This window comes from Flammeovirga sp. EKP202 (genome assembly GCF_014534745.1).
GTDB lineage: Bacteria > Bacteroidota > Bacteroidia > Cytophagales > Flammeovirgaceae > Flammeovirga.
In genome coordinates this window covers 32418-51158 of record NZ_JACVVP010000001.1, presented here as the reverse complement: position 1 = coordinate 51158, position 18741 = coordinate 32418, and the positions used below count along the sequence as shown (strand labels likewise).

The 18741-nt window shown below is 35.4% G+C and carries 18 protein-coding genes; 13 read left to right on the top strand and 5 right to left on the bottom strand.

Translation table 11 applies throughout. The annotated features are described in order from the left end of the window. Positions 1 to 225: 225 nt before the first annotated feature. Together IC221_RS29720 and IC221_RS00230 are read right to left on the bottom strand one after the other, a co-directional pair. Positions 226 to 348 (bottom strand): hypothetical protein, encoded by a 123-nt coding sequence (locus IC221_RS29720; protein WP_255515978.1) that lies wholly within the window; start codon positions 346 to 348, stop codon positions 226 to 228. A 608-nt stretch (positions 349 to 956) separates the two neighbouring features. Beyond that, the gene (locus IC221_RS00230) at positions 957 to 2438 is read right to left on the bottom strand and encodes an SDR family oxidoreductase (RefSeq protein ID WP_188167051.1); all 1482 of its coding nucleotides are present in this window, start codon (positions 2436 to 2438) and stop codon (positions 957 to 959) included. Positions 2439 to 2628: 190 nt separating this feature from the next. Here IC221_RS00230 and IC221_RS00225 point away from each other — a divergent pair, with 190 nt between their 5' ends. From IC221_RS00225 to IC221_RS00180, 10 genes are all read left to right on the top strand, one after another. Next, entirely contained in the window at positions 2629 to 3327 is a 699-nt protein-coding gene (locus tag IC221_RS00225; protein ID WP_188167050.1) for a hypothetical protein, read from the top strand. Positions 3328 to 3634: 307 nt separating this feature from the next. Further along, positions 3635 to 4609: a MoxR family ATPase gene (locus IC221_RS00220; RefSeq protein WP_188167049.1), complete on the top strand. Its 975-nt coding sequence runs from the start codon at positions 3635 to 3637 to the stop codon at positions 4607 to 4609. Positions 4610 to 4614: 5 nt separating this feature from the next. Then, entirely contained in the window at positions 4615 to 5547 is a 933-nt protein-coding gene (locus IC221_RS00215; RefSeq protein ID WP_188167048.1) for a DUF58 domain-containing protein, read from the top strand. A gap of 2 nt (positions 5548 to 5549) precedes the next feature. After that, a complete protein-coding gene (locus IC221_RS00210) occupies positions 5550 to 6047 on the top strand; it encodes a DUF4381 domain-containing protein (RefSeq protein WP_188167047.1) in 498 nt (165 codons plus the stop codon). Continuing rightward, positions 6040 to 7029, top strand: a complete 990-nt coding sequence (locus tag IC221_RS00205) for a VWA domain-containing protein (RefSeq protein ID WP_188167046.1) — start codon at positions 6040 to 6042, stop codon at positions 7027 to 7029. Before IC221_RS00210 ends, IC221_RS00205 begins: the two co-directional genes overlap by 8 nt. Beyond that, a complete protein-coding gene (locus IC221_RS00200; protein WP_188167045.1) occupies positions 7026 to 8777 on the top strand; it encodes a VWA domain-containing protein in 1752 nt (583 codons plus the stop codon). The genes IC221_RS00205 and IC221_RS00200 overlap by 4 nt, the downstream gene beginning before the upstream one ends. Then, positions 8771 to 10147: a BatD family protein gene (locus tag IC221_RS00195; RefSeq protein WP_188167044.1), complete on the top strand. Its 1377-nt coding sequence runs from the start codon at positions 8771 to 8773 to the stop codon at positions 10145 to 10147. The genes IC221_RS00200 and IC221_RS00195 overlap by 7 nt, the downstream gene beginning before the upstream one ends. Before the next feature lie 729 nt (positions 10148 to 10876). Further along, a complete protein-coding gene (locus tag IC221_RS00190) occupies positions 10877 to 11374 on the top strand; it encodes a cysteine hydrolase family protein (RefSeq protein WP_188167043.1) in 498 nt (165 codons plus the stop codon). 156 nt (positions 11375 to 11530) lie between these two features. After that, positions 11531 to 12343: a LytTR family DNA-binding domain-containing protein gene (locus tag IC221_RS00185; protein WP_188167042.1), complete on the top strand. Its 813-nt coding sequence runs from the start codon at positions 11531 to 11533 to the stop codon at positions 12341 to 12343. A 123-nt stretch (positions 12344 to 12466) separates the two neighbouring features. Then, a complete protein-coding gene (locus tag IC221_RS00180; protein WP_188167041.1) occupies positions 12467 to 13459 on the top strand; it encodes a S41 family peptidase in 993 nt (330 codons plus the stop codon). 78 nt (positions 13460 to 13537) lie between these two features. Here the strand turns inward: IC221_RS00180 and IC221_RS00175 are convergent, their stop codons facing one another. Further along, a complete protein-coding gene (locus IC221_RS00175) occupies positions 13538 to 14329 on the bottom strand; it encodes a hypothetical protein (protein ID WP_188167040.1) in 792 nt (263 codons plus the stop codon). A 114-nt stretch (positions 14330 to 14443) separates the two neighbouring features. Next, positions 14444 to 15316 (bottom strand): dienelactone hydrolase family protein, encoded by an 873-nt coding sequence (locus tag IC221_RS00170; RefSeq protein WP_223241243.1) that lies wholly within the window; start codon positions 15314 to 15316, stop codon positions 14444 to 14446. A gap of 293 nt (positions 15317 to 15609) precedes the next feature. Here IC221_RS00170 and IC221_RS00165 point away from each other — a divergent pair, with 293 nt between their 5' ends. The 3 genes from IC221_RS00165 to IC221_RS00155 all read left to right on the top strand — a co-directional run bounded on the left by IC221_RS00165 (position 15610) and on the right by IC221_RS00155 (position 17821). Continuing rightward, complete coding sequence (locus IC221_RS00165; RefSeq protein ID WP_188167039.1) at positions 15610 to 16395, top strand: alpha/beta fold hydrolase; 786 nt, start codon at positions 15610 to 15612, stop codon at positions 16393 to 16395. A 121-nt stretch (positions 16396 to 16516) separates the two neighbouring features. Continuing rightward, positions 16517 to 16837, top strand: a complete 321-nt coding sequence (trxA, locus tag IC221_RS00160; protein ID WP_044211835.1) for a thioredoxin — start codon at positions 16517 to 16519, stop codon at positions 16835 to 16837. Between the two features lie 144 nt (positions 16838 to 16981). After that, positions 16982 to 17821 carry an AraC family transcriptional regulator gene (locus tag IC221_RS00155; RefSeq protein ID WP_188167038.1) on the top strand — a complete coding sequence of 280 codons (840 nt, stop codon included), beginning with the start codon at positions 16982 to 16984 and terminating at the stop codon, positions 17819 to 17821. 99 nt (positions 17822 to 17920) lie between these two features. Here IC221_RS00155 and IC221_RS00150 read toward each other — a convergent pair whose 3' ends face one another. After that, a complete protein-coding gene (locus IC221_RS00150; protein WP_188167037.1) occupies positions 17921 to 18643 on the bottom strand; it encodes a tol-pal system YbgF family protein in 723 nt (240 codons plus the stop codon). Positions 18644 to 18741: the final 98 nt, after the last annotated feature.

Sequence of the window (18741 nt, the reverse complement as noted above, 5' to 3'; positions counted from 1 at the left end):
TCATTTAGGCGAAAGAAATGGAATTTAGCTTTTGCGTTCACAGCCTAGATTTTTTTGCTTCGTTTTTTCATCAATGGAAAAAATGAAGAGGACAGTAATTTGGAAGGATAGAGTTGGAATTAGTATTAGCTCTTAATTAAAAAAATTGGGCATAAAAAAAGCCCTCATGGGCATCAAATCATTATCATATTTCGACTTCCCACCGATTGGAAAGTCGGGTATGGTCTAAGCTCCTTGCTTAACTGTACCCTTTATCTCTTTTGAGATTGTTTCTACTTTTACTTTTGGCTCTGCTACCGCAATTCTTACAGGAAAGCCTGTTGGTGTTACTGTTATTATTGTTTTCATAATTTTAAATATTTATTTGTTTGTTTTGATTACTATTGGAAAACCTGATGGCGTTGTTGTGATTACTGTATTTTTCATAATTCTTAAATTTTAATTCTTGATATAGTTTTAATTACTTTCTGATTACTACTGGGTAACCTGTCGGTGTTATTGTTACGATTGTATTTTTCATGATTCTTTTATTTTAATTGTTATACAAATTATTTTACTGTTTTAATTACAACTGGAAATCCTGTTGGAGTCATGATTACGATTGTGTTTTCTAACTTATTCATTTTTCTTTTTGTTTAAATGTTTTCGATTTAGTTTTCATTATTATTACACGACAAAGGTGTAGGAAAGTTTCGAATTAATAAAGTGTATTTATACAATTAAAAGCTATATAAACAAAATATTAATAATGCTCATTTAAACACTTTATTCTATTTTATTTTGATATTTAAACTTATAAAAAGAAAAAGAAATAGAAGTGTACCTGCATCATTTATAGAATTGATGCAAGTGTCTGACCGTACACTTAATCGAAAAAATCTATGTTAATAAATTGTTAAAGTTTTAAATCTTCACTTTTTATATCAAATCAGATCCAAAACTATAATAGTCTGTCATTAAGTGACTTTTAAACGCTTTTTATCTAGCTGTTTATCTTGATAAGCTAATATGTTTTTGGCCATACCTGGAAAGACAAACATGTGTAATGGAAATACTAAATACCAATACAATCTACCCCAAACTCCCAAAGGTCTGAAAGTTGCTTTTTGCTCTAACCATTGCTTGCCGTCTTTGTTCTTCACTCTAAATTCCAGCCAAGCCTCACCCGGCAATTTCATCTCTGCAAATAACAATAGTCTCTTATGCTTTTTATCTGCTAAGATCACTCTCCAAAAGTCCAACGCTTCACCGGTCTTCAGATCGTATTGGCTTCTTCTTCCTCTTCTCAAACCAACACCGCCTACCATTTTATCCATAAAGCCACGGATTTTCCAAAGCCAAGTACCATAATACCAACCGCGTTCACCACCAATTGCCCAAACGTTGTCCAATACTTCATCCACGGAGCGCTCAATTGGGAATTTTCTGAAATCAACAAAGCAACCATACTTCGGTACTTGAATCAAATCAAGGAAATCTTCACGAATAGGACCTATAATGGATTCCTTCCAGCTAGATACTACCTCATTTTGAGCAATTTTCTGAAAAGCACTTTCTAAAGCTTCTTCATACGTCAACAATTCAACGGGAACTATCTTCTGAATCTCACTATCATTACAAATCACTTCATTGCCCATACTCTCTACTAAACTTCTCGCTAAAGAGTAAGTAGTTGAAGTCACAAAATACAGCCAATACGAGGATAGATTGGGTGTAAAAACGGGAACTACTAGAATCCGTCTTTGTAATCCTCTCACTTTCGCAAACTGTAAAAGCATGTCTTTGTAGTTCAAAACATCCTTGCCTCCTATATCAAAAACCTTATTATAGGCTTCTTCTTTCAGCATCACCCCCATCAAATAGTCCATCACATTTCGGATCGCTATGGGTTGGCATTTGGTCAAAAGCCATTTTGGAGCCACCATTACTGGCAATTTTTCCACCAAATCTCTTATGATCTCAAATGAAGCTCCACCAGAACCAATTATTATTGCCGCTCTTAGAACCGTCAATGCACTCTGAGTTTCACCTAAAATATGCTCCACCTCCACTCTTGATTGAAGATGTCTCGAAAGCTTTTTACAATTGGCTATTCCTCCCAAATAAATAATCTGCTGACAATCTGTTGTTTTAATAAAGTCTCTAAAATTGATGGCAGCTGTTTTCTCCATTTTCTCAAAATCAGCGAAAGAGTTACTCATTGAATGCACCAAGTAATACGCCACATCAAAATCTTTGGGGATGTTCTCTAACGATTCCGCATTTAATAAATCTCCTTTTACTACTGTAACCGAATCAAGAAAGGAATAATCAAAATCTTCAAAATCAAACCGCCTTGGATCTCTACATACACAAATAACCTCATGTCCTGCCTCCACTAACAAAGGCAATAATCTTCTTCCTATATATCCTGTCGATCCTGTAAGTAGTATTCTCATAAGTGAAATAGTGTTGTGGTGTATTACACCAACAAGTAAAGCACTCAAATTGTTATTGGTGTAGCAAATATTTCCTTTTCAATCTAATTAGTTCTTGGTATAACAAAATGTTATAAGCTATTACTTTTTATTGTTAGATACCAAACTACATGAAACTACTTTTGTACAATCATAAAACAATTAATCAGATATGTACAAGACAATTTTATTAACCTTACTATCCTTTTTAATTCATGTTTCAATTGCAATGGGACAAGATAGCACTTCAGTTCAGCATCCTGAAGAAGAAATTGACGCTAGTAATCCATTGACCAAAGGATTGAATGCTTATCAAATTGGACGTTTTAAACCTCAACAAGTTGACCTCCAAAACATCGTCAATTATACGAATAACAAATGGTTTATAAGAGCAGCCTTAGATTATACTAAACCTTATGAAGGGCAAGTATATTATCAAGCCTCAAGCTTTATGGTTTCTAGAGTAATTGACTTAGGTAAAAACAATGAAAACTGGAAAATTCAAACTGGTTTTGGTGTAGTGGTTTCTAATTCACAAGCAAATGGAACAGCTGTAGGCGTAAATGCAATAGGTGTACAAATGAATGACAAATGGAAATTTGTGGAACTGTTTACTTACCAATCCAATGGCACGATAGAAGCTCAATACGGAGCCTACTACAAATTCACAAAAAATGGAAACTGGGAAGTAAGAACGCATCCAAGAATGCTTTTTAATACACAAACAGGAGTTCATGAAATACCTGTAGGGTTGGGCCTTGGACATACCGTTAGAGCAAAATCATTTACGACTTATATGTTCTGCGAACCTGAATACGACCTTTATAATAACGAATACATTATTTATTCTGGACTTAAATTTATTTTCTAAAAAATGACAATAGAGAATACCAATTTATTGGATTTAGAAGCACAATAATTAGTAATAAATCATTAACTTCTAGTGAGATAGAAAACCAATAGGTAAAATACCTAACCACTAAAAATGAGATTTTTACTCATCTAAAACCTTTCTATTTGCAATAAATTTGAGTGTTCTCTTTTCATTCAATAGAATAATATTTCTTAATAAGAAAACTTTGTTAGAATTCAAATCGTTATTTTGTTTAATAATAAACAATTAGCATTTGAAATAATTCTAATTCAATAAAGAAATTATTACTATAAATAATATTACCGTGACAGCATTAGAATCAATACAACAGTTACAAGAACAGATCTCCAAATCAATTATAGGTCAAGAAAAAGTCGTTAACCGCATTATTTCTTGTCTCATCTCCGATGGTAATTTACTATTAGAAGGTCTTCCTGGACTGGCTAAAACAAGAGCCATTAATAGTTTAGCCAAAAATATGGATTTAGGATTGAGCAGAATTCAATTCACCCCAGATTTATTACCTTCAGATATTACAGGTACGGAGATTTACCAAAGTCAAGGTGAAGAAAGTTTTGTATTCCAACAAGGTCCTATCTTCAATAACTTGATTTTAGCGGATGAGATCAACCGTGCTCCTGCAAAAGTACAATCGGCTTTGCTTGAAGCGATGCAAGAAAGACAAGTGACTGTTGCTGGTAATACCTACGAGTTACCGAAACCTTTCTTTGTAATGGCTACTCAAAACCCAATTGAGCAAGAAGGTACTTATCCTCTTCCAGAAGCTCAAATGGACCGTTTCCTAATGCATGTCATTGTCAATTACCCATCAGAAGAAGCAGAGTTGGAAGTACTTCGTTTAGTAAGAAATGAAGAAAAGGCGACAGGTGAGAAAAAGGCTTCTACTGAAAAAGAAAAACTGCCAAAAGAGATTGTATTTGATGCTCGTAAAGAGGTGCAAGAAGTACACGTTTCGGAGGCAATTGAAAAATATATTGTGGCTTTAGTTTATGCAACAAGAACGCCTGAAAAATACAGTGAAGATTTAGCGAAATGGATCGATGTAGGATGTTCTCCTCGTGCGACAATCGCATTGGACAAAGTAGCGAGAGTTCAAGCTTGGTTAAATGGTCGTGATTTTGTGAAGCCGGAAGATATTCAAGAGGTAATCAAGGATATATTCCGCCATAGAATTGTCAGCAGTTTTGAAGCCAATGCTTTAGGAATTTCCAAAGAACAAATCATTGATGAACTGATCAGTAAAGTTGCGGTCGCATAAATCCCATGAGCAAGTCAGAAAAAGAAAATCCAACATCGGGTTATGTCACCCTCCACGAATTGCACGGTATGCAGTTTGAAGCATCTGGCTTCAGCTTCTTGCCCAAATACAAAGTGCAATCACTTTTGGCTGGTCGACATAAATCAGCGATGAGAGGAAGAGGTTTAGATTTCAAGGAAGTCCGTCAATATGTTTCTGGTGATGATATCCGAAATATTGATTGGAAAGTCACTGCTCGTACTCAAAAAACGCATACCAAAGTATTTTCGGAAGAAAGAGAACGCCCTGTTCTTTTAGTGGTGGATCAATCTTCTTCCATGTTTTTTGGGACACAAAACTATTTAAAATCGACAGTTTCTGCTCATTTAGCCGCATTGGGTGCTTGGAGAACGGTAGACGTAGGAGACCGTGTTGGGGCATTTGTTTTCAATGACACAAAATATGAAAATATCCGACCTCAAAGAAGTTCGACGGCTGTCCTTTCCATGTTGAAAACCATAGAAGTTTACAACAATCAGTTGAATGCTCAGCAACCTCCTCAATCTAAAACATTGATTTTAGAGAGCGTTTTTCAGAAAGTGAGAAGTACTGTTAATCACGATTACTTGATCGTCATTATCTCTGACCTTAGAGGAATTTCAGACAAAACCATTCATCATATTTTCAACTTGAAAAGACACAACGATGTCATGATTTTTCATATTGAAGATGATTGGGAAAAAGAACTTCCACTGAGAGCGATTTCATTATCCAATTCTGATCGTCAGGTTTCTATTGAAAACAGCATGAAAAAAGTCCGAGAGAAACATCAAAAGACTTTTACAAACGAAAAAGAAATGCTCACGGATCAGTTTGCCGAATATGGTATTCCTGTCATGACTTTCAATACCAATGAAAGAGCAGGAAATCAGCTTCGTGAATTATTAAAAGACCATTAATTATGCCTCAAGATTCCTTACAATTCCTAAAGGACTCTACTCAGCTTGCAAGCGAAGTATTGGACTTTATTCCTCCGGAAAAGGTAGACATGTCTCCTACCGGTCCAGGATGGTATATCTTGGGTGGAATAGCTATTTTGTTAGTACTGATAGTGGTCATTAGGGAATACAACAATTACCTCGGTACTACTTACAAAAGAGTCGCCAATAGGGAATTAGACAAAATATTGAATGAGAAATTGACCTTACAAGAAAGTATTTTTCAGATTAATACAACATTAAAAAGAGTAGCCATCACTACTTATGACCGTGATCAGGTGGCTCCTTTAAATGGTGAAGAATGGGTGGCTTTTCTGAATACCCACTGGAAAAACAATTTCTCCGAGAAAGAAAGTGAGTTGTTGATCAATGGAGCTTATATGAAGTTTTCCGTGGATCATGAAGAAACACTGACGCAATTGATTCAATCATCAAAAAAATGGATTAAAAGTCATGTATGAGTTAGCCTACCCGTGGATGTTTGCACTGCTTCCCCTGCCGATTCTTATATGGTGGTTAGTTCCTGCCTACAAGCAGAAAAAAGATGCATTGTACTATCCTAAGTTCGATGAGTTGACGGAAGCAACGGGATTGAAACCTCAAAAAAGTGCAACCATATTAAAGAGAAGATGGTTTCAATACCTTATTAATTTCCTCGCATGGTGTTGTGTGGTTACGGCAATGTCTAACCCTCAATACATTGGTGAACCTGCCAAAAAAGTAAAAAATGCGAGAAACATGCTGATCGCCGCTGATATTTCTATGAGTATGAATACGACCGATTGGTTTGATGCCGACGGTAATCGTATCACGAGATGGAAAGCCGTTCAAAATGTATTGACTGATTTTATAGATAAAAGAGAAGGCGACCGCATCGGTTTGATGATGTTTGGTAGTGATGTATTTGCCCTGCCTTTCACTCCTGATTTGGATATTATCAAACATACCGTAGATGAAACTGGAATTGGAATGGCAGGTCATAAAACAGCGGTTGGTAATGCTATCGCACTTTCCACTCAAGTTTTTGAAGCCGATTCTATCGATCAAAGAGTAATGATCTTACTGACGGACGGTCAAGATAGTGGTAGTGAAATTGTTCCTATTACCGCTTCGCAAATGGCTTCTGAAGACAGCATTAAAATATATACCATAGGTATTGGTACAAAGAAAAGTTCACAATACGAATTGGATGACAAAACCTTAAAAATGATAGCTCAAAATACGGGCGGTGAGTATTTCAATGCTGGAAATGTAGAAGAGTTAAATACCATCTATGATAAACTGAATGAAATGGAACCTATACAGTTTGAAGACGAGGGCTACAGACCAACCCGTTTACTGTTTTATATTCCTTTGGGAGTTGCATTCCTTTTAGCCATTTCCTCACAGTTCATTTTTATTTTGGTTCAATTTATTTCATCAATTAATAGACGAAAATCATGAAAGAAATAACATCATTTTTCGAAGGGTTTTCGACCAATATTCACTTTATAAGACCAGAATATTTATGGGGTTTAGTTCCCGTTGGTGTTCTATTTATCTTATCATGGATCTCCATTCGTGAGTCGGAAGGATGGAAAAAGTTGATCAACCCTCAGTTATTAAATCTGTTATTGATCAAAGGCAATAAAAGAGGTGCTTGGTTTCCCAAAATGCTGATGATATTTACGGCCGTTTTAATTGTAGTGGCCATTGCGGGTCCTACTTGGAAAAGGGTAGACAAACCAGGAAATCAAACGGAAGCAAAAGTGGTGATCGTCTTGGATATGAGTCGATCTATGTTGGCTACTGATATTGGTCCAAGTCGATTGGAAAGAGCTAAAATGAAGATCAAAGATTATCTGAAAATCAATCAAGGTGTTCAAACTGGATTAGTGGTCTTTGCGGGTTCTGCACATGAAGCCCTTCCTCCTACCAAAGATTATAAAACTTTCCGTTCTACTTTGGATGCTTTAAGTCCGAGTAGTATGCCATTGCAAGGAAGTAACTTGCCGGAGGCGTTAGATCTTACTGATAAAATTCTTAAAAACACAGATGCTCCAAGCTTTGTTTGGGTGATTACAGATGATATCAACGCCTCAGATGTACAAGCATTTGGGCAAAGAACAAGCACTAAAGATCAATATAATTTACTGGTATTGGCGACGCCTCAAGGAGCACATATTCCAACTTACAGAAATAGAGTTTTAAAAGATAAAAATGGTAAGGCAGTAACGGTTGGACTGAATACAGCACAACTTCAAAATGCGATTGCCATGCCACATGTCAATCTTACTCCGTTTACGCTGGACAATACAGATGTAGAGCTATATGCAAAAAATATCCAAGACAATTTAGTCTTTACAAAAGATAGCACTAAAGCGGAAGAAGACTGGGTAGACGCAGGATATTACCTTTCGTTTGTGGTTGCTTTTTTCCTTTTATTCTGGTTCAGAAAAGGACTTTTAATTCAATGGACATGGATTTTACTCCTTCCGATGTTCTTTATCAGTTGTGACAGTATCGATCAACTTCCAAAAGACGATTTAAAAGCCAAAGACCTTTTTTACACAAGAGATCAACAAGCACAAGCATTATTGGATAAAGGAGATACCGCCACTGCTGTAGCAACTTTTACAGATCAGTCCCAAGCAGGTTTTGCATATAGCAAGATGGGGGATTATGAAAAAGCGGCAGATGCTTATGCGGAAGATATCACAGCCAACAACATGTATAACTTAGGGGTTTCTCAAGCTAAATTGGGCAACTGGGAAGCGGCACAAAAAGCCTTTCAAATGGCATTGGATATTGACCCTCAATTCAAAGAAGCGGAAAAGAATCTTTCTATTGCTTCTGAACAAATGCGTATGATTAATATTCACATGTCAGAGGGGAGTAAAATCAACGAGAAAGATCCTCTCAAAGGAAAAATATATGAACCGGAAGCAGGGGAACAAGAGCAAGAATCCGCACAACATTCTGATCGAAAAGGAGAAGGAGAAAGCGAAACTATTCAGGAAATGGGCGAAAAAGAGATTAATCCGAGTATGGAAGAACTCTTGCAGATGCAGTTTTCTGAAACCAAACAGCAATCCAAAGCCAGTATGATCCGTCAGGTAAAACTCGACCCTTCCATGTACCTCAAAAAGAAATTCCAATATCAGTACCTCACTGATGAAGACAAGCCTAAAAAATCAGATCAGTCATGGTAAGAAAAAGTATTATAATCGTACTGACGTTCTTTTGGGCTTTGAATGCTTACGCTCAGAAGAAAGTCAACCTGTTTACCACTACCACCATCAATCAAAAAGAGGTAATGGTAGGTCAACCTTTTAAAGTGAAACTTTCTATCTACACCACGACTTGGTTTACGGAAGGGCTGAATTTTGAAGATTTTCAATTGCCCAACGCTTTAATGGTCAAAGACGGCAGAGCAATTCCCAACTCTTTGCAGATCGGCAAGTATCAGTATTCGGGTGTAGAACAAACTTATTGGGTATTTCCTTTTTCGGCAGGAGAAAATGTATTTCCTTCTTTGGAATTGGAAGTTACCACCCCTGATCCGGGAGATTTTAAAGGAAAAAAACATACCCTTCATACCAAAGAAAAGTCAATCAAAGTGGTTCCTCCTCCTGTTGGAGAAGATCCAAAATCATGGTTGGTCGCTTCAAGTGTTAGGATTTCTGACACTTGGAACAAAGACTTGTCTCAAGTAAAAGTAGGGGATGTCCTTAAAAGAACGGTTCGTATCACAGCCGGCAGTACGCTTGGCCCAATGATTCCAGTCAGAACTTATGATTCATTAAACTGGGCCGGTGTTTATCCAGAACATCCCACCAACAGTAATTACAATAAGGACAATTACATTTCAGGTACTCAAAAGCAAGTCATCACTTATTTAGTTCAAGAAGCAGGAACGTTTGAAATACCAGGGATTACGGTGCGTTATTATCACCCTTACACTAAAAAATCAAAGGATATTTCTTCAAAAAGTAGAACTATCACCATTGAAGAAAATCCTAATCTGAGCATGTTACAATCGCTTCAAGACAGCTTGAATAAACTCAATCAGGTTCCAGAAGAAGTAGATAAAACACCGAAAAAAACATGGAGAGATTACGTACCTCAGCATTGGGAATATATCCTCTTAGGCATAGTGATTCTTTGGTTATTCTATAAATACAGACCGATCACTAAAATCAAAAAGAAGCTGGAAGACATCCGTTCCACTTCCACTTATAAGGAAAAACAAGCCTACAGTCAATTGAGAAGTGATATCCGAAAAGGAAATATTGAGCAAAGTATTCAAAGTTTTTATCAGTGGATCAACACCCTGCCCAATCAAAGTGTAAGCAATTACAGGGAAACACTTTACCAAGCAGTATTGACGTATAAGTTGAGTGATTTGATTTCTGAAATTTCCGATATCAAATACAGTCAAGGTGGAACGATGATTACGAAAAGCCTTCAAAATTCTTTATTGGACCAATTGAATTGGGATCGGAAAATTATTCTTCAAGTGAAAAAGAAGAAGAGTTATAAGGAAAGGAAAACGAAAAGTTTGGAGGAGTTGAATCCTTAATCATAGAAGAAAGGTTCTTGCAGAAATGTGGGAGCCTTTTTTTACTTTCAATCAACCTTTCTGCTGAAATTTCTACAGTCTACTTCCAAGCTTCTTTCTTCTTCATTTTTCCATTGATGAAAAACGAAGCAAAAAATCTAGGCTTAGAAGTCAAAAGCTAAATGCCATTCCTCTCGCCTAAATGATTTTAAACTCGCTACGCTCAAACAGGAAAATCATTTTTAACGGCTCATTCCATGAAATTCTTAACGCTTTTCCCTTCAATGCCGAAGGAGGTATACCAACTGAAATTGATAGACTACTGACTGGCGCGAATGTTAAGCGTCAGCGTCATTTGTGCCTTACGGATCACCAGAAATCTCCTGATTTCTAATAACTATAAATATTCTAAAACTGAGTTTAAAGTTCACTAACAATCTAAAAACTAAACAAATATCAATTCTCAATTATAACGATTTCATGTAATTCAAATCCCAATTCGTATAAAAAATTCCTTCCTAAAACTCTCACCTTTGTATCGTTCAAAAACAATAAGGAAACACTATTTTAAATATGAAGATTATTTCACAAGCATTGCAATTCTTTAAATCATTAATCCATGATTTAACATCAAGTACATTATTAGAAGGAGATTATTATGATTCAGTAGATTAAGCAAAAAACTTCAAAAAATAGTATGGCTAAAATTCCAATAGCCACATCAAATACACATTCAATTAATAGATAAAAATGAAAAAAGCATTAATCATCATCGACGTACAAAATGATTATTTTGAAGGAGGAGTTTACCCTCAATTCAATACGACTTCAATAGTAGAACCTACCATTAAGGCGATAGAAAAAGCGAAACAAGAAGGAATCCTGATTGTATTTATCAAACATGAAGCTCCTGAAGGATTTTTGGTAAAAGGTACTGAAGGAAGTGAATTTCACGCTGATTTACAGCCTTATCTTCAAGATGGAGTCATCGTTACAAAAACATTTGCCAACAGTTTTAAGGAGACTAATCTAGAAGCTGTTTTAGCGGAAAACAATGTGGCTGATTTAATTATCACTGGTATCATGACTCAAAACTGCGTAACACATACTGCAATTTCAAAAGAGTCTGAAAAATACAATGTCACTGTAGTAGGCAATGCATGTACTGCACCTAATGAAATGGTTCATAATGTTGCATTAGTAGCACTTACTGAAAGAGTTGCGGTGATCAACAGTATTGAAGATTAAAATAGCAAGTAGATATTGCTCTTATTCCTTTCTGAAGGGGTAAGAGCTTTTTTTGTTTTACATTTTAATGCTGATTTTTGTTCTCTGAATAGATTCATTTATCTTTAAACGAGCTAGAAATCAGTCTTTCATGACTAAGACTTTTTAATAATAAATATGCAAGCTAACAAAATCACCTCTTTCACTTCCTCTTGGAAAAACACTATTTTCATTACACTTATTCTATCTGTTTTTATAAGTATTATTTTGATATTACTTCAGCCTTTTGATACTTATACTTACAATGCTCCCTACAAAAATTTGAAACTTGCCGGTTATAGTTTATGTGTGATTATACCCTTATTGAGTATACATACTGTTGAAAAAATATGGTATAAAAAACACGATCAAAAATGGAGACTATTCAATGAGGTATTCGTTCTTACTTTCGGCTTTTTCTTTATCAATTTGTTATGCTATTTATACAACTGTTATGTCATGAATGATGTTCCACCTACTTTGGCTGGACTGTTCTATTGGAATATTTATTATGGCTTGCCGTTCGCGTGTATCTTTATCACATTTTGGGCTTACTTACGTTTCCGATTTGGACAGATTTTAATGAGTGAAGAGAAAATAGAAAACAAACTGATCAGTATAGAAGGAGCTAATGCCAATGAGCAAATTCAGTTTGAATGGGATGAGTTTGTCATGGCTAAATCTCAATCAAACTATATTGATATTTTTCTTTATACAAAGAATAGCGAACAGAAGAAGTTTACGTTAAGAAGCACATTAAGTAAACTTTTTGATCAACTGCCAATGGCTACTCAGGTGCATCGTTCTTTTTTAATCAACACTGTTTTCATCAACGAACTCAAAGGAAATACTCGAAAAGGTGCTGTAGTTTTAAATCACGTAGAAATGGTAGTTCCGGTCTCACCAAAATATTTCTCCGCATTGAAAAAAGAGCTTCAATTTCATCCCTAACCCTTCAAAAACAGCCCTAGGAGTTCAATTTCGGCATTTAAACTTCAAGCTCATCACTCCCATTTTTTCATAATAATTCATTGAAATACCTTTGAATCAGTGTTTAATCAAAACAAAATTATTATGAAATCTATCACAGTGTTATTCATCGCTTTATTTATTACTTTCTCTTCAATTGCTCAAGAAAATAAGTCAGAACACAAAGCCTTTCTTGATAAAGTATTTCAATTATTAGAACAAAGAGTGGCAAATCCAAGATGGTTAGAAGAAGATAGTTTTATCAAATTTAAGCATCATATGTACGCTGAAGAAACGTTGAATCTTGATGAAAAGGAATTTTATTTAACTTTCAATAGACAGTGTAAAACACTTTCTTTTACGCACTTCTATCTTAAAAAAGTAAAGTCAACGACAACAGCATCAGAAGGTGAAATAGAAAAACTTTCATGGAAAAAAATGAACGATTCTACTGCTTATCTTGATGTTCGTTCTTTTGCTGGAGGGGCTCGTCAAATGTATCAAGCACTTCAAGAAATTGGAACAGATACTTTCGAAAATTTAATTATTGATTTAAGAGATAATGGAGGTGGGTCGTTGGATGCTCCAGTTATTTTAGGTCAGTTTTTAACACCCAATCCTATCGATGCAGGGGTTTACCTCACTAGAGGATGGTATACAAATCACACAAAACCTGCTACAGCTGAGGAGATCACTTCCCTGCCCTTTTTGATGGATTTCACTTATGCTGGTATTTCAAAAATGTTTATGGAAAACCCTGCCTTTAGAATGGTGGTCCCTTCTCACAATAATCCAACTTTTAAAGGAAAAGTATATGTTCTCATCAATGAAAATACAGCCAGTGCGTGTGAGCCTTTGATCTACTTACTCAAAGAACAAAAAATTGCCACATTGGTAGGAACACCATCTGCAGGAGCAATGCTAAGTGGAGCTTCATTTGGAGTGAATGAGAATTTTGATGTCTTTATCCCAATTGCAGATTATCAGACTTACAAGGGATCAAGATTGGATAAAGTGGGCGTTGCTCCAGATGTTTACGTTGAATCAGATAAGGCACTTGAGTATATATTGGAAAAATTAAATTTGAAGTCAAAATAGATTTTCTTTCAATAAAAAACCTCAACAAGTAAAGTATTATTATCTACTTATTGAGGTTTTATTTGATTAAAGAAAAATCTAAAATTTATAAGCGATTGAAAATACGACCTTATTACATCGTGTAACTTGGTTGGGTTGTAGGTCGTAAATGTATTTTCCATTGAGAAACAGGTGTTTTCCAACAGGGTGTGAAGTATCTATACCTATTCCTCGTGTCCCTGAAATATCATTGAATAATGTTCTCCCTTCTATAATTTCAGGAGAAGAATTTGTGTTGTAGTAACCAAAAATCCCCATAGTACTTCCATTTTTAAAGTGTCTAGAAACATTCGCTTCAAAAACCATTGCACTACCTAAAGTACGTCCCAATTCAGGCCTCGCTATTCTATGTTCGTAGGTTACCCCTCCAGTTATTGAGTATTTCCCATCTAAAAGATATTGCGTTGCTTTAACTGAAATTAGATGAGCATCGACTGGTAAATCTCTTCCTATTAAAGCCGAATAACTTCCTTGTAATTTAGTGTTACCTAGATCCCAAGAAAGCTGAAGGGGAGTAATATAGACTACTGGAAAAAAATGCTGCTGATAATTTCCATTCATAAGCATGGGTTGAGCAATCATCATCGAATATTTTGCTCCAAAAACATCCCAACCTGTATTCCAAAGTAAAGAAGCGGAAGCAAAATTTAAATGTTTTGAATGTAATGATGCCACACCCACAAAAACACCATCTCCTGTATATGTTGCTGCATGAGCATTTGTTCCCCCTCCCAATGAAGGGATTGACATTGAAGGCAACATAGGTACTTGAGCATAGATATTCAAAGAGGATAAAAGTAGCAATGCTCCAATAATAAATTTCTTAACCATTTTTCTAATCGTTTAAGTGAATTCATTATGAGAAGGGTAAAAAAGAAAGAATTACCCTAATTCCTTTTTAGACTAGAGTAATTCTTTATGGTATCGATACTTATGTTGTCTTACTTATTTCAATCTTTTCTTCAAATACATCAAAGCTTCTTGGTTGGCATTCTGAGCATCTGCTTCTACATATCTATCCGAAGAAGGGTTTGCAAAAGCGTGATTCGCTTTATACATTTTTACCGCTAAGCCTTTATCTGCTTCCTTCATATGACCTTCAAATTCAGCGACAACTTTTGGGTTGATCCATTTATCTTGTTCACCAAAAATACCCAATACATCACAGTTCAATTGAGATAATCGGTCCACATCTTGAACTGGCATACCATAATAGATCACACAACCAACTGCTTGCTGTTTTAAAAGTAAAGCAGATTGAAGTGACCATCCTCCACCAAAACACCATCCAATAGTCGCTATTTTGGCTTCTTTACCAACGTATGCTTGAGCACCACTTATAATTGATGCTGCTCTATCTGGATCACAAGCCTTCATATATTTACTCGCTTCTTCTCTTGTTGTTCCCACTTTTCCATCATACAAATCCAAGGCAATGATATTGACATTTTTCAATTCCTTTGACAGTCGATCCGATTCATTTCTCACATAATCATTCAATCCCCACCATTCATGAAAGACAAAAAGATATTTGTTGGATTTCTTTTTTGAAGGAACAAAATAAGCTTCCCCTTTCGCTCCACCAGCCACATCAAAAGAGATTCTTTTTCCCATAAATTCATCAGTATTGAGTGTTCTTGTCATAGCATGTGCATTTCTGAATTCGACCTCATTCGTAAACAAAGCAAATTTTCTCACAGCCTCCACATCTGCATGGCATAGTACCACTTTTTCAGGTTTAGAGGGGGTATGCAGTGCCAATAGTGCTGAAAGTCCACTCAAGAGTAATAAAAGAGAGATAAATGTTGTGTTTTTCATTGTGTTTAAAAATTGTTGGTGTTGATAGTATTATTATTCATTTTCAATATAACTTAAAAAAATAATGTTTGTTTTAATGCCCTCTCTTGGTTATTAAGTACAAATTCACAATTATCTAATACTAATTTTCTATTTATTGTTTTACGATTACTTCCTTCAAAAAACTTTCAATAGAACCACTATTAATACGTTTTTTAGCGTTGTACTCACAAAAAATAAATTAGAATGAACTATTATTTATTTTTGATTTAGTACTTATTAAAGAAAAAATTAATCATTAAAAACGAAACAAGATGTTGTCCTACACAGATAATAAAGCTATAGATAAACCAGTCTTAGTATTAATTCACGGATTTTGTGAGACTAAGGAAATATGGAAAGACTTTGTAAAAGTATTTACGCCTTACTATAGAGTCATTTGCATAGATCTACCCGGATGTGGTGAAAGTGCCCCAATACTGCAAGAACAACCTCTCTTAATTGATTTTGCTGATGAAATTCATAATACATTACAAGACCTTTCTATCTCAAAATTCACCTTGGTTGGTCACTCACTTGGAGGGTACGTGACATTAGCCTATGCAAAAAAATATGAGAGCTTTCTTAATGGGATCGGGTTATTTCATTCCACTGCTTTTGAAGATGATGATGCAAAGAAAGAAGTAAGAAAAAAAGCAGCTGACTTTGTAAGAGATAACGGTATTCGCTCTTTTGTCGCACCAATGATAGGGAATTTATTTGCTGAAAAATATAGAGAAAATCACAGACCAATTATTCAAGAAATTATTGATACAGCCTGTCATGAAAAAGTAGAGACTATTGCCAAGATTTCCTTGGCTATGGGATTGAGGGAAGACCACAGTGGACTACTTGGAAAGTTAGAAATTCCTGTCCTTTATATCATAGGTAAAAAAGACAATGCAGTCCCACTTCGAAAAAGTATTGATGAAATTCATCTACCTAAAAACGCACACATCTTTATTAAGGATGATGTGGGGCACATGGGCATGTTTGAAGCCACTTTAGAAACCCAACAAGTACTTCTCAACTTCCTCACACATGTCAATAACATGAATTAGAGTGTACTTCACTCAAAAGGAAAATTGGCACAACCTTCGGGGATTTAAGCATAACACCTCCTCTGTTTTATCCTGCACCTTTGTATTGTTCATTTAGATAAACAGATAAAAAAACAATACTATGAAAAAGATAAACAATTTTGAAGAGTACAATCAATTAATCAACGAAAGTAACACGCCTATCCTCATCGATTTTTATGCAGATTGGTGTGGACCATGTCAGGCCTTATTACCAACAGTAGAAAAGCTTTCAGATGAATATGAAGGAAAAGTTGCGATTCAAAAGGTAAACATTGAAGAAGTACCTGAGTTAGCAACACTTTACAAAGTGAGAAGCATTCCAAACCTGGTTTTCATTAAAGACGGTGAAGTAGTGAAAACACATGTAGGTATGGCTGCAGAAAAAGAGTTGAGAACTCACCTAGAGGCAATCGCGAACTAGATTATCTAGTTTTTTTATAAAAATGTTGTTTAGCGAGTAGATATACCCTTTATTGGGTTAGAACACTTGAATAAATAAAAGCTTAGTAGTCTAAGCCTTAATCATTCAAATGTTTACTACTCGCTTAACCCTATTTTTATTCCTATGAAGTTTTTAAAATCAACAGGAGAGTACCTCGAAATAAAAGAACTGACAGACGAAAAAGAATTATCAATTTTCGAGGACAATAGCAGTAAACTCAGTGTCATGTGGTTTGCTGAAGAAAGCCAACTTAGAATAGATGGTCGCTTATATTCTTTTTGTCCTAATGAAATAGTTTTCCTTACAGAATTTCATAAGGTAGAAGAAATTAACATTACCAAAGGTAAAATGCTTCGTTTCAATAGACCTTTCTACTGTATCCTTGATCATGACTCAGATGTTGGCTGTAAGGGCATACTTTTCTTCGGAGCATCGTCATTACCAAAGATCAGTATTACAAACAATGATGGTGAAACATTAATGTCTCTCTGGAGAGTTTTTGAAAATGAAATGGAGTCAACTGACGACCATCAATTGGAAATGCTTCAGATGTTATTAAAAAGGCTGTTGATCCTTTGCACTCGTATCATGAAAAAACAAACTTCATTATCGACTTTAAGCGAAGATAAATTGACGGTGGTAAAGGAATTCAACTTTTTGGTCGAATTGCACTTTAAGGAGAAGAAATCAGTAGGAGAATATGCTGAATTATTGAATAAATCTCCCAAAACACTTTCTAATGCTTTTAAATTATTAGGGCAAAAATCCCCTTTGCAGTTTATACAAGATAGGATTATTCTGGAAGCAAGAAGACAAATCATCTATACAGATAAATCGATTTCTGAAATCGCTTATGAACTAGGTTATGATGATATACAGGCATTCAGTAGGTTCTTTAAGAAAATGGAAAACCTTAGTCCAAGTGATTATAGAAATAAACATGCAGAGAAAGAGTCAGCGTAGATAAGTGCTAACTTTGGAGTGTTTTTCATCCAAATTCACACATAAAAAAATAGGCTATCTTCTTGAAGATAGCCTATTTTTATAAGAAAAGATTTATACTTATTTCGCAGCCAATACTGCTGCAAATTTCTTAGCGTCATTTACTTCTTGTGCTTTAGGATACTTAGTAATCAAGTCATTGTATGTATCTAAAGCTTTAGCGTTATCGCCAGCTGCTTCATATGTGAAAGCTAATTTCATCATGTATGAAGGAGTAAACTCTTTGTTTGGCTTGTATGAGATCGCTTCTTTGTAAGCTGAAATTGCTTTCGAATAAGCTTCCAACTCTACGTTTGCATCACCTACTAAAGCATAAGCACGCGCTTGAACTAACTCATCTTTAGCTGAAAATGCTTCTAAGTGTGAGATTGCTTTTTCGTACTCACCTAATCTCATAAATGAAACACCAGCATAGTAGTTTGCTAAGTTAGCTGCTTTTGTTCCGCTATATTCATCAGCGATTTCCAAGAAACCTCCAGTAAGGTTACCGTCGCCGTTTAATGCTTTACCTAAAGAATCTTTTTCGAAATAGAAAACTGCAGGAGACAATTCAGCTTGAGCTTCCGTGTTCTGCTTTTCGATGTTTACACCGTATAAGAAATAACCCGCAATTGCTGCTACGACAACGCCTAAAACAACAAGAACGACATTTTTATTCTTTTCAAAAAAATCTTGAGACTCTACTAATCTGTCCTGTAAAACCTCAGCACTCTCGAATACTTCATACTCGTTGTGCTCCTCATTTGTAGTTCCTTTCACTGTATTGTGTTTCTTTTCTTTCATGGTCGCCATGTATATATAAAATAGGCTAAGCCTAAAGTTTCAAAATTATCAGTCGGCAAATTTAAAAAATATTCCCGAAACATAATATTTTTAAGTAC

Bases quoted from the DNA above. Each gene is read 5' to 3' on its own strand.
- IC221_RS29720 (WP_255515978.1), bottom strand. From the start codon at position 348: ATGAAAACAATAATAACAGTAACACCAACAGGCTTTCCTGTAAGAATT.
- IC221_RS00230 (WP_188167051.1), bottom strand. From the start codon at position 2,438: ATGAGAATACTACTTACAGGATCGACAGGATATATAGGAAGAAGATTA.
- IC221_RS00225 (WP_188167050.1), top strand. From the start codon at position 2,629: ATGTACAAGACAATTTTATTAACCTTACTATCCTTTTTAATTCATGTT.
- IC221_RS00215 (WP_188167048.1), top strand. From the start codon at position 4,615: ATGAGCAAGTCAGAAAAAGAAAATCCAACATCGGGTTATGTCACCCTC.
- IC221_RS00210 (WP_188167047.1), top strand. From the start codon at position 5,550: ATGCCTCAAGATTCCTTACAATTCCTAAAGGACTCTACTCAGCTTGCA.
- IC221_RS00205 (WP_188167046.1), top strand. From the start codon at position 6,040: ATGTATGAGTTAGCCTACCCGTGGATGTTTGCACTGCTTCCCCTGCCG.
- IC221_RS00200 (WP_188167045.1), top strand. From the start codon at position 7,026: ATGAAAGAAATAACATCATTTTTCGAAGGGTTTTCGACCAATATTCAC.
- IC221_RS00195 (WP_188167044.1), top strand. From the start codon at position 8,771: ATGGTAAGAAAAAGTATTATAATCGTACTGACGTTCTTTTGGGCTTTG.
- IC221_RS00190 (WP_188167043.1), top strand. From the start codon at position 10,877: ATGAAAAAAGCATTAATCATCATCGACGTACAAAATGATTATTTTGAA.
- IC221_RS00185 (WP_188167042.1), top strand. From the start codon at position 11,531: ATGCAAGCTAACAAAATCACCTCTTTCACTTCCTCTTGGAAAAACACT.
- IC221_RS00180 (WP_188167041.1), top strand. From the start codon at position 12,467: ATGAAATCTATCACAGTGTTATTCATCGCTTTATTTATTACTTTCTCT.
- IC221_RS00175 (WP_188167040.1), bottom strand. From the start codon at position 14,329: ATGGTTAAGAAATTTATTATTGGAGCATTGCTACTTTTATCCTCTTTG.
- IC221_RS00170 (WP_223241243.1), bottom strand. From the start codon at position 15,316: ATGAAAAACACAACATTTATCTCTCTTTTATTACTCTTGAGTGGACTT.
- IC221_RS00165 (WP_188167039.1), top strand. From the start codon at position 15,610: ATGTTGTCCTACACAGATAATAAAGCTATAGATAAACCAGTCTTAGTA.
- trxA (WP_044211835.1), top strand. From the start codon at position 16,517: ATGAAAAAGATAAACAATTTTGAAGAGTACAATCAATTAATCAACGAA.
- IC221_RS00155 (WP_188167038.1), top strand. From the start codon at position 16,982: ATGAAGTTTTTAAAATCAACAGGAGAGTACCTCGAAATAAAAGAACTG.
- IC221_RS00150 (WP_188167037.1), bottom strand. From the start codon at position 18,643: ATGAAAGAAAAGAAACACAATACAGTGAAAGGAACTACAAATGAGGAG.